This is a genomic window from Paenibacillus sp. A3, from assembly GCF_001399685.1.
Taxonomy (GTDB): Bacteria; Bacillota; Bacilli; order Paenibacillales; family NBRC-103111; genus Paenibacillus_G.
The window spans coordinates 1-825 of the sequence record NZ_JTHN01000428.1 but is presented as its reverse complement, the minus strand read 5'-3'; the positions used below and the strand labels follow the sequence as shown (position 1 = coordinate 825).

At 67.4% G+C, this 825-nt stretch carries 2 protein-coding genes; both read left to right on the top strand.

The window, feature by feature from the left end:
- Positions 1-216 (top strand): hypothetical protein (locus tag QJ48_RS39605; RefSeq protein WP_202813861.1); only part of this gene is annotated, 216 nt, incomplete at its 5' end.
- Between the two features lie 31 nt (positions 217-247).
- Positions 248-825, top strand: a 578-nt coding sequence (maiA, locus tag QJ48_RS39600; protein WP_054977844.1) for a maleylacetoacetate isomerase, incomplete at its 3' end; no start/stop codon positions are given.

The following is an 825-nucleotide window of genomic DNA, read 5'->3' as shown; positions in this document are numbered from 1 at the left end:
AGTCTCGTGGGCTCGGGCACCATCGCCAACCAGGACACCACCTTGGGCGCCTCGTGTTTTGCCGAGCAACGCGTGGTCGAGACGCTGCGCGACGGCAAGCCCAGCACGCCGTTCATGGCGTTCGGCGACGTGGTGCGGATCGAGATGTTCGATGCCAGCGGCGCCAGCATCTTCGGTGCGATCGAACAGCGCGTCGAGCGGCAGCCGCTGCCATGACCTGCGGTGCAGCGACGGCGGGCGGTCGCGCATGAGCGCGGCCCTGGAGCTGTTTTCGTACTGGCGTTCGAGCGCGGCCTATCGCGTGCGCATCGGTCTGGGGTTGAAGGCGCTGGACTACATTGCCCACCCGGTGCATCTGATGCGTGACGGGGGCGAGCAGCACGCGCCGGCCTATGCGCAACTCAATCCGCAGGAACTGGTGCCGACGTTGCGGCATGGCGATGCGGTGATCGCACAGTCGCTGGCGATTCTGGAGTATCTGGAAGAGGCATTCGCGGACACCGCGGCGCTGCTCCCGCGCGCGCCTGCCGAATGCGCCCGGGTGCGCGCACTGGCACAGCTCATCGCCTGCGATGTGCACCCGCTCAACAACCTGCGCGTCATGCAGGTGCTGGAGCGCGAGTTCGCGCTGGATGGCGCACAACGCCAGCAGTGGACACGGCGCTGGATGGAGCGTGGCTTTGCGGCACTGGAAACGCAGCTGGCGCGCGATGCGCAGACCGGGCGCTTCTGCCACGGCGATGCACCGGGCCTGGCCGATTGCGTGCTGATTCCGCAGCTCTACAACGCGCACCGGTTCGAGGTGGATCTGGCGCCATATCCGAC